Raw genomic sequence first — 13,748 nt, forward strand, 5'->3', positions numbered from 1 at the left:
GTCACTTCGGCATCGGGGGATTTGGCGCTGGCAACGGCGGCGTCTCCTTCGCCTATCGCGCTGACGGGTCTTACCAGGCAAAGATCGGCAATGTCGGTGGCGGCGGGCTTGGTGCGGGCGGTGGCATCTTCGTCCAGGAGGGGGGCACGCTGATCCTCGAAAGCGGATCGCTGTCCGGCGGCTCCGTGGCGGGAGGGGCTGCGGGCCCCATCCAGCCGGCTCATCAGGTGTACTCTATGCCCGGCGCCGGGCAGGGGCTCGGCAGCGGCATCTTCCTCCAGGGTAACGAAACGCTGACGTTCGCGCCGGCCTCCGGTGCGACGGTGACGGTCGCCGACGTGATCGCCGACCAGGGTGGCAATGGCGGCCGCGGTGCGGTCGACATCAAGGGAACGGGCATCGTCGAGCTCGACGCTGCCAACACCTATTCGGGCGGAACGACGATCGAGGCTGGCGCCACGCTGCAACTCGGGGCCGCCGGCTCGCTGGGCACGGGCGCCGTCACCAACAACGGCACGCTGCACCTCATCCACGCGACAACGGTGGCGAATGCCGTTGTCGACAACAACGACGTCCTCCTTGACGGGTCCGAGACCTATACTTTTGCCTCAGCCATCTCGGGATCGGGAACGATCACGTTCGGCAGCGGATGGACCACGCTGGCTTTCAACAGCGGTGCGCCCACGCCCGTTATTCGCGGCTTCGGTGTCGGCGATGTGATCGACCTCAAGGCAGTGGCAGCGACCGGCGTCGGTTCGTATGTCAACGGCATACTCACGTTGACCGGTGCAGGCGGCGCCGTCGTAGGAACGCTGAACTTCGATCCCGCGCAGGCGGATCTGGTCTCGACCGGCTTCCGGGTCGTGCCTGATGGCAACGGCGGCACTTACGTCGTGCTCAACGGCATCCAGACCGTTTTCGAAATCTCCACGTTCGCCGATTTCCAGGCCGCTCTGACGTCGATCAAGGATGGCGGCATCAATTCGGCCGCCAACACCGCCTATACGATCAACATTCACGCCAACCTGTCGGTGACCGCTTTCATCACCGCGATCGATATGGCTTCCGGCGATACCTTGACCATCCACGGCCTCGGACACACCATCGACGGCGCGGTGAACGGTGTTGCGACATATTCAGGACTGTATCTTCGTTCGGGCAGTCTCGCGGTGTCGGACCTGACCATCCAGAACACCATTCAGCGTGGCGGCGACGGCACCGGCGATCCTCATTCGAGGAACGGGGCCGGGGGCGGCGGTCTCGGCGCCGGCGGCGGCCTGTTCGTCGGCGCAGGCGCTTCGGCGATGCTCGACAATGTCAGCTTCACCGGCGACCGGGCCATCGGCGGCAACGGTGGCAGAGGCTACAACGCAGTCCCGCCCGTGGATACCGATATCGGCCGCGGTGGCTTGTTTGAAGGGCGCTACAACTACAACAATGGCTATGGCGGCTTCGGTACCGGCGGGAGAGGCAGCAACGGCTTTATTGGTTCAAGCAATGGCGGCTTCGGTGCTGGCGGCGGCGGCGGAGCCAGTTTTTTCAGCAACAACCCGTCTGGTTTTCACTCGTCTGGCCAGAACGGTGCCATCGGGGGCTATGGTGCTGGCACCGGCGGCAACGGGAATTGGCCCGGCAGCTTCGGCGCCGGCGGCGGTGGCGGTGCTGGTCTCGGCGGCGCCATCTTCGTCATGGCCGGTGGTTCGCTGTCCGTCAGCAACGGCAATCTTTCAGGCAACAACGCGATCGGCGGCGCCGGCGGTTTCGGCGGCAACAGCGGAAGCGCAGGCCAGGGCCTTGGTGGCGCGTTCTTCAACAATGGCAGCGAGATCGTCCTTGCGTCGTCCGCGGGCAAGACGCTCAACATCGGCGACTCCATCGCCGGCACCGGCATTCTGGACCTCACAGGCGCCGGCGACTTCGTTTTCTCGGGCGCGATCTCCGGCAGCCAGACCATCAATATCTCCGGCTCGGGCGACGTGACCCTGGCCGGTCCGATCACGGGCAGCGAGATCATCAACATCACCGGATCAGGCGATGTGACCGTGACCGGCTCGATCACGGGCAGCGAGATCATCAACGTCGCGGGATCCGGCAACGTGGTCCTGCAGGGCCCGATCACGGGCAACGAAACCATCAACTACACGGGAACGGGTTCGCTGACGCTGCCGGTTGCCCATGTTGCATCCGCCGGCGACCTCGTCACCGCGATCACCGACGTCAATATCGGGGGCAAGCTGTCGATCGCTCGCGTTCATACCCATGAGATCGATCTGACGGCGGACACTGCGCTGACCGCGGGAATGCCGAAGTTCAACCTCGCCGCCGGCGACACGGTCACCATCAACACCGCGGGACATACGCTGGACGGCGCCGTCAACGGCGCCGGCGGCGGGTTCAGTTTCACGGCGACTGCGTCCGGCGGCGGTGCCGTGCTGCTCGGCAATGCAATTCCGACATTTGACGTCGCAAACCTGTCGGAGCTGGTGACGGCGTTCAACACCATCAATGTCGGAGGCTTGTTCTCCTCCCCGAACATCAACTACGTCATCAATCTCGGGGGAGATGTCCCGCTTGGCAGCTTGTCGGCGGGAATGCTCAACCTTGCCGCCGGCGATACGCTCACCATCAACACCGCCGGACACACGCTCAATGGCGCCGTCAACGGCAATGGTCCGGCTTTCACCTTTGCGACCGGCGCGTCCATGGGCACGCCGGCGTTCACCGGCCATCCCATCGCGACCTTCACCGTCGGCACGATTGCGGAATTCAATGCGGCGCTCGCGGCCATCAATCCCGGCGGCTTCTACTACGGCACGAACATCGACTACGAGATCGACCTGACCGCCGATCTGAAGCTGACCGGTAACATGGCGGCCCTTTTTCTTGCCGCCGGCGACACGCTCACCATCAAGGGCGGCGGCCACACGATCGACGGTTCGGTCAATGGCACGGCGACCTATTCCGGGTTCGATCTTGAATCCGGCAATCTGGTGCTCAGCCAGCTGACGATCGAAGGCACCCTTGCCCATGGTCACGACGGCGGGTCCGTTGCCCACGCCTATGCCGGCGCCGGCGGCGGTGGTCTCGGTGCGGGCGGTGGCCTCTTCATTGGTGCAGGTGCGTCCGCGACGCTCGACGGCGTGGCGTTCACCGGCAACTCTGCGATCGGTGGCTCCGGTGGCAATGGCGGCGCCGCCGGAGGCTACAATGGCTACGTCGGCGGCGGCGGGCCGGGGAGCCCTGTGAGTGGATTCGGCATCGGCGGCGCGGGCGGTTGGGGACGTCAGCCGGCCTTCTACGCGCACTCGCGAAGCAACGGTCTGGCCGGCTCATTTGGCGGCGGCGGTGGTGGCGGGGCCAGCGTTTACAGGGTTATCCCCCGTAGTCCACCTTTCTTCGGTGGCGACCTTTATGCAGGCCTCGGCGGCAGCGGCGGTTATGGCGCGGGCAGCGGCGGCGGCGGCGGGGTAAGGGTCCCGTCCGGTGGTGGCGGTGGCGGCGCCGGTCTTGGCGGCGGCGTTTTCGTTGCGTCCGGCGGATCACTGACGATCCAGAGTGGTTCGATCGGCGGCAATACCGTGGTCGGCGGTCTCGGCGGTGCATCGACAACCGCTGCGGGCGGAGACGGGCAGGGCATCGGTTCGGGCCTCTTCACGATCTCGCAGAACATTACGTTTGCGCCGCAGCTGGGCGACACGCTGACTGTCTCGGATGCGATCGCGGGTGCAGGCGTCGGCGTCGTCCATATCGCGGGAGCCGGCAACGTCACGCTGTCGGGCGCCATCACCGGCACGACGATCGACATCTCCAACACCGGCACGGTGTCGCTGACGGCGGGCGATCTCGTCAACGATTCCTTCTCGCTGTCGGGCTCGGCGCACTACACGCTGGCGAACAAGATCACGGGCGGCGGCACCATCAGTGCCTCCGGAACGTCGGTGCTCACGATCACCGGCATGAACCTGTTGACTGGTGGCATGGTGCTGAGTGGCAACAGCACCATCGATCTCACCTCGGTGAATTCGATCGGCAGCGGCATCATCACCTTCGTGCCCAATTCGGGCGCGACCCTGATCATCGAAGCCGGGGTGACGGTGTCCAACCAGATCAACGGCTTCAATCCGGGCGATACGATCAAGCTGGTCGGCTTTGCCGCAAATGCGACGGCAACGATGGGCGCGGGCAACGTCCTGACCGTTACCGACGGGGTCCATTCGATCGACCTGCATCTCAATCCCGGTCTCAATTTCTCGCTGTTCACGTTCGACGTCACCGCCTATAGCGGCGGCGTGATGGTGACGGATCGCGTGCCGTTCGCAATTACCGGCGTGGTCGGCCAGCCGGTCTACGGCAGCGGCGTCGAACTGCGCGGCACGGCCGCTCCGGGCACCACGGTCACGATCATCGCCAATGGCGGCACGACCGTGCTCGGCACCGGCATTGTCGACGGCAACGGCAATTTCGATCTCATCACCTCGCCGCTCGCCGACGGCTTCTACACCTTCCAGGCGGTTTCGCAGACGGGAACGTCGTCGCAGATCTCCGCCGGATTCGCGGTAACGGTCCTTCCGAGCGCACCGGTGATCACGACGCAGATTGGCCATCCGCTCAACGGCGACACCGTGGAGCTGAAGGGCACTGCGCTGCCCAACCAGACGATCAAGCTGTATCTCGACGGCAGCTCGACCGTGTTCGCGACCGGCGTCGCCGATGCCAACGGCAATTTCGACATCGTCACGCCGGCGCTGACCGACGGCATCCATACTATCCGGGCAACCGAGACCGACAGCCTGGGCCTGGTAAGCCCGCTGTCGGCCGGCTTCATCGTCAACGTCAATCCGACGGCACCCACGATCACCGCGCTGGTCAACAACCCCTTCAATGGCGGGCCGATCGAGGTGAAGGGCACGGGCGAACCCAACCACATCATCCAGATCTTTGCCGACGGTGGTACGACGGTGATCGGCACCGGCACCACAAATGCCAGCGGCCAGTTCGACATCGTGACCTCGGCGGGCCTGAGCAATGGGGTCCACACGCTGACGGCGGTCGCCTTGGTGTCGAACCTGCCAAGCACGGCATCGAACAGTTTCTCCGTCACTGTCGTTCCGTCGGCGCCGGTTATCACCACGCTGGTCGGCCAGCCCGACAATGACGGCACCATCGAGGTCAAGGGCACGGGCCAGCCGAACCAGACCGTCACACTCTATGCCGATGGTGGCGCGACGTCGGTCGGCACCGGTGTCATCGACGCTACCGGACACTTCGACATCACGACGACGCTGACCTTTCCCGACGGCGTCCATCGCCTGACCGCGACGGCGACCGATGCCGCGAACCTCGTCAGCCCGGTGTCGTCGCAATTCACCGTCAACGTGATCCCGGACACGCCGGTCATCTCGGCGGTGCTTCCCGTTTCCGGCACCTCGCAGCGCATCGAGGTGCAGGGCACCGGCGAGGTCGGCGAGACCATCAAGCTGTTCGCCGACGGCAGTACGACCGTGCTGGCCACCGGCGTGGTCGACGCGACAGGTCATTTCGACATCTTCGCCGATATTCTCGGCGGCGCGCACACCATCCGCGCCACCGAAACCAACGCCGCCAACCTGGTCAGCGTGATCTCCTCCGGCGTGTCGGTCAATGTCACGCCCAACGCGCCGGCCATTACCGCGCTGGTCGGCCAGCCCATCAACGGCACCACCGTGACCGTGAAGGGAACCGCCCAGCACGTCGGCGGCACCATCACGCTTTACGCCGATGGCGGCATGACAGCGGTCGGCACCGGCACGGTCGCCGCCAACGGCACGTTCTCGATCACGACCACCGTGACGTTCGCAGACGCCGTGCACATTTTCACCGCGACGGAGACGGACGACGGCATCGCCAGCGCCCTGTCGCCGGCATTCACCGTCAACGTCAACCCGATCGCGCCGACGATCACGGCGCAGATCGGAACAACAGTGGAGGGCGGGGCGCTCGAGTTCGTCGGCACGGGCGAAGTCGGCAACATCGTGACGATCACCCTCAGCGGCGTCACCATCGGTTCCGGAATCGTCGATGCCACCGGGCATTTCGACATCACGACTATTTCCGGCCTGAACCCCGGCGTCCAGGCCGTGTCGGTGACAGAGACCAATGCGGCTCATCTCACCAGCAGCGCATCGGGCTTCGTGGCCACGGTTGCGCCGGTCGCGCCGGTCATCACATCGGTGGTTTCGGTCGATGATCCCGGTGGACGCGTCGAGGCCTTCGGCACCGGCAAGGCCGGCGACATCATCACGCTGTATGCGGATGGCGGCACGACTGCGATCGGCTCCGGCACGGTGGACCAGACCGGCCATTTCGCTATCTATTCGACCAACGGCCTCGCGCTCGGCGACGGCGCTCACACGATCACGGCGACACAAACGCTGGTGAACGGCGCGGGCTCGGCGACCAGCGCCGCATCGACGGCCTCCAATGTGAACGTTGCGACGACCGCCACCAGCTTCACGATCACCTCGGCGGCAGATCTCGCCGCCGACATCGCGGCGATCGACCTGACCGGCGCCTATTCACACGCCAACACGCACTACACGTTCAACATCGTCGGCGACCTCGTCCTGAGCACGCAGCTCGCGGCGTTCAATCTCGCATCGGGCGATACGCTGACCATCCACGGCAACGGCCACACGCTCGACGCCCACGGACTTCCCGGCCTGTTCGTCTATTCCGGCACGATCGACATCGACAATCTCAGCGTCATCAATGCGGTTGCCAAAGGTGGCGACTCCACCAGCGGCGGCGGCGGCGGCGCGGGACTTGGCGGCGGCCTCTTCATCGCCTCCGGCGGCGCGGTCACCCTCGACAATGTCAGCTTTGCACTCGATCGGGCGGTCGGCGGCAACGGAAGCTATTTCAACGGCTATTCCGCCAGCGGCGGCGGCGGCATGGGCGGCGCTGGCAATATCAATGGCGGCGGCGGCGTCGGCCTTGCTGCGTCGGGCGGGTCCTATTTTGGTTACGCACCCGGTCGCGGCATCGTTATCGGCGCGGCGGCCGGTGGCGGTGCTGGAGGTGCCGATGGTGGCGGCGGCGTCACTGGCACCAGTGCGTCTGGCGGCGGTCGCTACGGCTATGCCGGCGGCGCCGGTGGCGGCATCGGTGGCAGCGTGGGTACTGCCACGTCGGGCGGCGCGGGCGGTTTTGGCGGCGGCGGCGGCGGCGGTGTCGCCAACCCTGTGGATTTCACGGGCAGCGCCGGAGGTGCCGGCGGGTTCGGCGGTGGTGGCGGCGCTGGGCTGCGGGGCGCGGGCGGCACCGGCGGGTTCGGCGGTGGCGGTGGCGGTGGTGCCGGCTACTTGGGCTACGCGAACGGCGCCGGCGGTTTCGGCGGCGGGCAAGGCAACAATCAGGCGGGCGGCGGCGGCCTCGGTGCCGGCGGTGCGATCTTCGTCCAGGAAGGCGGCTCGCTGACCTTCGGGGGCAGCGGTGGCACCCATGACAACAGCGTCGCCGGTGGTTCGGGCTCGAATGTCGGCCACAATTCCGGATCGGGCCTCGGCAGCGGCATCTTCCTCCAGGGCAACCAGACCATCACCTTCGCCCCCGACGCGGCGCACATCATCTCGATCAGCGACGTGATCGCCGACATGACCGGCTCGCACGACGCCAGCGGCCAGACCGGAGCGGGACATCTGGTGCTCGATGGCGAGGGAACACTGGTGCTGGGAACGGCGAACACGTTCACAGGCGGCATCACGATCGAGAACGGCACGCTCGACCTCACCGCGAGCGGCGCGGCCGGCTCTGGCGCGATCGACTTCTCGGCGGCGGGCCATGCCGCGCTGGAATTCAGAGCCGCGAACGCGCCTGTCAACGCGATCGAGCATTTCGGCACGCGCGACCAGATCATCGTCGACGGCTTCCACGCCACGAGCGAAACGTTCGTTGATGGCGTTCTGGTTCTGAGCGGCGCAAGCGGATCGGTCAGCCTTACGGTGAGCGGCGATGACATCGCCTCGCTGTCGGACTTCCATTTCGCCTACGACTCTGCGGCCAACACCACGATCATTACGGCGGGGCCGGATCGATCGGGCAACGACGTGATCCATTACGGCGCCGGCGCGCATAGTCTCACCGGCGGGACGGGCGACGATGTGTTCTTCTTCCGCGGCAGCGATCTTGCCGCGGGCGTCACCGACAAGATAACCGACTTCTCCTGGGCAACCGCCAGCAACGAGCACGACCGCATCCATATCGAAGGCGTCGATCCCAATACGGTGTCGGTCTCGACCGTCAATGGCGGCCACGACACCGACATCGCGATTTCCGTCGCCGGCGGAACGGCGCACATTCTGCTACAGGGCGTTGGTTCGGGGGCGCTGCAGATCGAATTCCAGAACACGACGCCGACGGATGATGCGCATTTGAACACGCTGCTGACGCCGTCGACGGTGAACGAGACGGTTGCAAGTTTCTATCTCGGCGCCAATCCGCCTTACGCCAAGTCTCTGGTCAGCCATGCTGCCGATGGCTCGGTCGTCGCGCAGGATGTCACCAACAATGATGGATCGCACACGGTCACGGTGCAGGGGGACAACGCCGCGCTGACGGCGTCAGCGGCGAACGATACGTTCGTGTTCCAGTTCAATTCGCAGGTGGCGGCCACGGCTACCATCGGTAATTTCGACGTGGCGCATGACGTTCTGCAGCTCAGCCAGTCCGTCTACGCCGACGCGGCGGCAGCGCTGGCGGCGATCGCCGCCGATCCCCACAATGCCGGAAACCCGGCCGACACCACCATCGCGCTCGACGCCCTTCACTCGGTCACGCTGTATGGTGTCAACCCGAACCTGCTGCAGCAGCGGGATTTTCTGGTAGTCTAGTCACGATTCCCCGGTCAGGTTTGCAGGATCATGCAAGGCGATATTCACTTCATTTCCGGACTTCCGCGTGCGGGCTCGACGCTGCTGTCGGCCATTTTGCGGCAGAACCCGCGCTTTCGCGCCGGGATGACCGGGCCGGTCGGCTCGCTGGTCGACGGCATGCTGCGCAACATGAGCATGAGCAACGAGACCGCGATCTTCATCACCGACCAGCAGCGCCGGGACCTCATCAAGGCGATCTTCTCGACCTACTACGCCGACCTGCCGAAAGCGCATGTGGTGTTCGACACCAACCGCAATTGGTGCGCGCGGCTGCCGCTGATCACCGAGCTGTTCCCACGCGCCAAGGTGATCTGCTGCGTACGCCACATTCCCTGGATCCTGGATTCGGTCGAGCGGCTCATCCGAAAGAACAAGTATCAGCCGTCGGGCATCTTCAACTTCGAGCCGGGTGGCACGGTGTATTCGCGCGTCGAAGGGTTGGCCGCTCCCAACGGCATGGTTGGCTTTGCCTGGAATGCGCTGCGCGAAGCGTTTTGCGGTGAGCAGTCCGCCTGCCTGCTGGCGTTGACCTATGAGACGCTGACGACCCAGCCGGAGCGGGCGATCGCGGCCGTTTACGAGTTCATCGGCGAGAAGCCGTTCGCCCATGATTTCCAGAACATCGAGTTCGATGCCGAGGAATTCGACCGCAGGATTGGTACGCCGGGTCTCCACAGGGTCGGCAAACGTGTGGAATCCCCGGGTCGTAAAACCGTGCTGCCGGGCGATCTCTGGCGCAAGTACGAGAACGATGCTTTCTGGGGCGACCCCGCCCGCAACCCGAACCAGGTGAGGGTGATCTAGGGCAGGGTACGAACACCTCGAATTCGGTTTCTGTATCGAGATTTTCTTGCTGACCGCCGAAGCCTCGCTCGAGAGGTGCGAGGTGAACCCGCAACGACACCAGCGCCTGTTTTCGATCCGGCGTCGCCGAGCATCGGGTCGCGCGGCCCATTGCAAGCCTTGTCCAATGTGAGCGGGCTGCTTACTCTCTGTTGATGTGTTGGACCATCCGTGCCGCCCGCGCGGGATGAGGCTTGTTCTGATTGCGGTATTTGTGATCGGTGTTGCTCTCTCTTGATGGCCGCGATTCGCAAACCGATTGCCCGGAGGCGCGATCTTGAGGATGTTGCGAACGGCTAGATGGTGCGGGTAAGTCGCAAGCAGAGGTACGTATACGACGCGAGCGCTGATCGCCCGTTCGGCGTCTGGCTCACCGAGCGATCATGTCGACTGCTGCCGTCCAGGCCTTGCGATAAGAATCAAGGCCGGCAATCGAAATCGGATCGACGGGGACGGGCTCCGCGATATGGTAAGAGGGCGGCCATTGCGCCAGCATTGCGGCGCCGCGTGCCGTGCCTGCGGCGTCTTCCGCCGCAAAGACGCGCTGTGTCGGCCGCAACGCGCCGAGCGTCCTGCAGAACAGAGGATTGCCGGCGAAGGTTCCTTCGACGATGAGATCTCCACCGGTCGCTCCCATGTGCGTCAGCATCAGATCGCTGACCAGAGCGCAATAGAGCGTCGCAAGTGCAGGGCGATCGCGCGCTGCGACTTCGCCGCGGATCACGCCCTTGGCCTTCGCATAAGGTCCACCCTGACCGGAGAAGCAGGGCAGGGCCATCGCACCCGAAGCAATGACACGCTCCATCGCGTCCAGATCAGGATTGCCGCTGCCGCCCGCGATGATGGCGTATTCGCGTCCACCCATGAAGCGTCCGCAGGCGATCGGTCGGCCTAGCACGTCGACGTTGGCGAGCGTGTCGTCGCGAGGATCGAGCTGATCGAGCGAAAGGCCGACGCTCATCAGGATCACCCACGTGCCGGTCGACAGCACGGTGAACGGCGCCTGGCGCGAGACGAGGTAGGGCAGAAGTGAAGCGTTGGAATCGTGGATCCCACAAAAGACCCGCGTTTCAGGCGCGAGCCCGGTTACGGCGGCGATTTCAGGCTTGATCGGACCGAGCGGATCGAAGGCGCGGCGCAGCGGCGGCAGCAAGTGGTCGATGTCGAGGGCTTCGACGAGGCTCGAGATCTGTCCCCGCCGCGGCACCCAGAGATCAGTATGTGCACCGAGGGTCGTAACTTCAGAGACAGCGACGCCGGTCAGACGCCAGGTCCAATATTGCGGATAGCCAACGAAATACCTCGCTTTGGCGAAAAGGTCCGGACAGCGCCATTTCTGATAGGCGAGCTGCCGACCGAGATTGAGGCCGGCTGGCAGTTTCGGCGACAGGCTCACCGAAAAGGGCGGCCGCAGCTTGACATAGTCGGGCTCGATCTCGTCTACGCCGGTGAATTCGTAGTCCATGACCGGAGCGGCGAGCTCGCGCTCGCCGATCAAGGCGCCGGCTGCGCCATGCGCGGTCGGAACGATCGCACCGATCTGATGCGAGCGTGCGGCCTCGCGAAGCGCATCGAGGAAGAAGTTCCACGAGCTCTCAACATCTTCATGGGGATAGGGCGGACCCGACCGAATGCAGTTGGGCGCCGCCTGTTCCCAGAGAAGTCGGCCTTCGTCGAACAGGGCAAGCTTTACATTGGTCTTGCCGATGTCGAGCACTGCGACCGTCTGGCTCATCGTCAAGCTAAATCTCAACAAGCATCATCACGAGTGTCACGGCCGATTTGTCGTGGCCATGACAACGAAGGCCCGGCCGCGTTCAGCAGCCGGGCGACCGGTTCAAATCAGAAATCGAAGTCCTTGATGTTCTGCTTCGTGAAGATGAAGGGCGAGCCGAGGAGGATCTCACTGCCATTGACCACGTTCAGCTTGCCGAGCTTGCCCGCGTCCACCGAGGTCGCGCCGGGCTTCAGGCTGCCATCGACCACGGCGCGCATCACGTAGGTCGCGGCATAGCCGAGATCGACCGGATTCCACAGCACGACCGATTTGACGCAGTCCGCGTTGACATACGGCTTCATCGCGTTCGGCGTGGCAAGACCGACCACCGCCACCTTGCCGCAGAGCTTGGCCTTGGTCACGGCTTCCGCCGAAGCGGGCGTTGCGACCGAGGTCATGCCGAACAGGCCGGCGAGCTTGTCGCCATGCTTGTTGATCAGCGTGGTCGCCTGGTTGAAGGACAGGTTATTGTCCTCTTGCGCCTCGACTGTCTCGAGCCATTTCAGCTTGGGATGGCACTTCTGCGCATAGGCCCACATCTCGGCGATCCAGCGTGCCTGGTTCGGCGTCGTGAAGGTCGAGGTGACGATCGCGAAGCTCTTGTCCTCGCCGGCCTCCTTGGCCATCGAGTCGATCATCGCCTTGGCGATGCCGTTGAACTCGGCTTGGTTGACGAACCATTCGCGCGCATCCGGTGTCGAGTTGGCATCATAGCCAACGACATGGATGCCCTTCGACAGCGCCTTCTTCAGCACCGGTGCGATCGCCACCGGATCGTTGGCGGCGAAGAGAATGCCGTCGACGCCGCTGGTGATGTAGTTGTCGATGAACTTGATCTGCTCGTCGATCTTGGCCTCGGTCGGGCCGTCGGTCTTCACGGTGACGTTGCCGAGCGCCTTGGCGGCCTCCTGCATGCCTTTCGACGTCGCGTTGAAATAACCGATGCCGATCAGCTTCGGCACGTCGACCAGCGTGATCGGCTTGCTGGCCTTGTCGGTTGCATTTGTCGGCTTGCCACCGTCATAAGGCTTGGCCGCGGGTGCAGCATTGGCCTCGCCAGCTGAACAGGCAAGTGGATTGACCGGCAGGTCATCCGCGCCGTCCCACCTCTTGTCCGCTGCGGAGGCCGTTCCGGCCAGCAGCGTCGCGCTTAGAAACGCAAAGGCTAATCCTAGCTTCATCTTGTCGTCCTCCCATGTTTAAGCCGCTGTTTTTGCGATCATACACTCCATCAAACGCCGTCGCGGCGCCGCTGGAGCGAACTCGCCACAAGAGTTGAAAAGATGAGCACTGCGCCGATGACCACGATCGTCGCATCGCCCTTGACGCCGGTCAGGGCCAGCCCGTTCTTCAGGAGCTGGATCATCGCCAGGCCAACCACCGTGCCCCAGATCGTGCCGACGCCTCCGAATATGCTGGTGCCGCCGAGCACCACCGCCGCGATCACGTCGAGCTCATAGCCGATCCCCATGTCCGAGCGGGTCGTGGTCACGCGCGAGACGAGAACACAGGCGGAAAGGCCGGCCATCAAGCCCGATAGCGTGTAGATGATCAGCTTGACGCGATCGACCGGCAAGCCTGAAAAGCGCGCGGCTGTCTCGTTGTTGCCGATCGCATAGAGGGTCCGGCCGAAAGTGGTGCGGTCAAGAACGATTGCCGAGATCACGATCGCGATCAGCAGGAGCCAGAGCTGCGCCGGCACGCCGAAGAGGTTTTCCTGTCCGATGAAGTAGAACCATTCCGGGTAGCCGCGCACCGAGCGCGCCTGGCTGATGCCCTCGGCAAGCCCGCGGTAGAGGGCGAGGGTCGCGATCGTCATGATCAGCGGCGGCACTTTCACCCTGGTGATGACGATGCCGTTGAGAAAGCCCGCCGCGGCGCCGACGAGCAGCGAGAAGCCGATCGCCAGCGGCAGGGGAAAGCCGAAAACCTTCCAGGAATAGCCGAGCAGAATCGCACAGAGCCCGACGATCGAGCCGACCGAAAGATCGATGCCGCCGGTGATGATGATAAAGGTCATCGGCAGTGCGATCAGCCCGACCTCGGTCGTCAGCCTGCCTTGATTGAGCAGATTGTCGAGCGTGAGGAAGCGGCTGTTCAAGCCACCGAGCACGATCAACGCAATGAGCAGGATCACTGCGAGCATGGTCTCGTGGCGCAGCAGCCACCAGGGCACGACGCGCTTGGCTGCCTGGGGGAGAGGGATTTCGCTCATGACG

The 13,748-nt window shown here is 64.4% G+C and carries 6 protein-coding genes; 2 read left to right on the forward strand and 4 right to left on the reverse strand.

Annotated features, from left to right (window positions below; translation table 11 throughout):
- The coding region (locus GPL20_RS39185; protein ID WP_205751195.1) for a hypothetical protein at nucleotides 1–224 on the reverse strand (224 nt) is incomplete at its 3' end.
- A gap of 12 nt (nucleotides 225–236) precedes the next feature.
- Between GPL20_RS39185 and GPL20_RS23395 the strand changes: the two genes are divergently transcribed.
- Together GPL20_RS23395 and GPL20_RS23400 are read left to right on the forward strand one after the other, a co-directional pair.
- Complete coding sequence (locus GPL20_RS23395) at nucleotides 237–8,867, forward strand: beta strand repeat-containing protein (RefSeq protein WP_205751196.1); 8,631 nt, start codon at nucleotides 237–239, stop codon at nucleotides 8,865–8,867.
- Nucleotides 8,868–8,897: 30 nt separating this feature from the next.
- On the forward strand, nucleotides 8,898–9,713 hold the full coding sequence (locus GPL20_RS23400) for a sulfotransferase family protein (RefSeq protein ID WP_157332022.1): 816 nt from the start codon (nucleotides 8,898–8,900) through the stop codon (nucleotides 9,711–9,713).
- A gap of 409 nt (nucleotides 9,714–10,122) precedes the next feature.
- Here GPL20_RS23400 and GPL20_RS23405 read toward each other — a convergent pair whose 3' ends face one another.
- From GPL20_RS23405 to GPL20_RS23415, 3 genes are all read right to left on the reverse strand, one after another.
- A complete protein-coding gene (locus GPL20_RS23405; protein WP_157332024.1) occupies nucleotides 10,123–11,487 on the reverse strand; it encodes an FGGY-family carbohydrate kinase in 1,365 nt (454 codons plus the stop codon).
- A 107-nt stretch (nucleotides 11,488–11,594) separates the two neighbouring features.
- Nucleotides 11,595–12,710, reverse strand: coding sequence for an autoinducer 2 ABC transporter substrate-binding protein (locus tag GPL20_RS23410; RefSeq protein WP_157332026.1), 1,116 nt, complete (start codon nucleotides 12,708–12,710; stop codon nucleotides 11,595–11,597).
- 50 nt (nucleotides 12,711–12,760) lie between these two features.
- Nucleotides 12,761–13,744 (reverse strand): ABC transporter permease, encoded by a 984-nt coding sequence (locus GPL20_RS23415; RefSeq protein ID WP_167533172.1) that lies wholly within the window; start codon nucleotides 13,742–13,744, stop codon nucleotides 12,761–12,763.
- Nucleotides 13,745–13,748: the final 4 nt, after the last annotated feature.

The sequence above is a fragment of the Bradyrhizobium cajani genome, from assembly GCF_009759665.1.
Lineage (GTDB): Bacteria > Pseudomonadota > Alphaproteobacteria > Rhizobiales > Xanthobacteraceae > Bradyrhizobium > Bradyrhizobium cajani.